The 898-nt window shown below is 64.5% G+C and carries 1 protein-coding gene; it reads left to right on the top strand.

Annotation, left to right across the window (positions count from 1 at the left end; genetic code table 11):
* On the top strand, window positions 1-859 hold an 859-nt coding region (locus tag EOD07_RS35915), incomplete at its 5' end, for a glycosyltransferase (protein WP_164772926.1).
* Between the last annotated feature and the right edge of the window lie 39 nt (window positions 860-898).

Raw genomic sequence — 898 nt, forward strand, 5'->3', positions numbered from 1 at the left:
GATGTGGACGATGGAGAGGCCGGCCGTCGTCGCCCAGATGGGCCGCGACCTTGCCTGGTACGCCAGGCGTTTTCCTCTGCATGAGGTCATCTTCCTCTGCAACAACGAGGAAGAGCGTCGTCTCATCGCCGCGGCCGGCGGCAATGCCATGTTCTCCAATCACAATCTGATGATATCGGAAGACGTCTTCCGGCCGTTGCCGGACGTGCCGGTCGAGTTCGATGCCGTCTACAACGGCCGCATCTCGCCGATGAAACGCCATTATCTCGCTTTCGAGATCGACCGGCTGGTTCACGTCACCTATTCGATCGGCGAATTGACGCCGCCGGCCGCGCGCGCCTTCATTCGCCGCCTCCAGGCGCAATCGCCACGTCACCGGATCGCCAATCCGCTTGTCGACGGCCTACCCGGCAGATTGACCTCCGCCGAGGTCAACCATGTCTACAACCAGGCTGCGGTGGGGCTGTGCCTGTCCGCCGTCGAAGGGGCGATGTATTCCAGCATGGAGTATCTGATGGCCGGGCTGCCGATCGTCTCGACGCCGAGCCTCGGCGGGCGCGACGTCTATTTCGATCCCGACTATTGCCTGATCGTCGAGCCTGAGCCGACGGCCATTCGTCGCGCCGTCGACCGGCTTCGCGATCGCGCCATTCCGCGCGAGGAGGTTCGCGGCAGGACGCTGGAAAAGGTTCGCGCGCAGCGCCTGGAACTCACGGCTTTCCTCTCGGCGCTTCTGCGCCGCAAGGGCAGCAGCGCTCCCCCGTTGGAGACATGGCCGTTCTCCGGCACGGAGGGCTTGATGCGCTGGGCCACCGTGCGGGAAATTGCCGCGCTCGTCGGCGAGCCGGACCGGGCTTGATCGCTTGGCCGTTTACAGCGCTGCCGTGTAGCCTTAATC

The organism is Mesorhizobium sp. M2C.T.Ca.TU.002.02.1.1 (assembly GCF_003997225.1).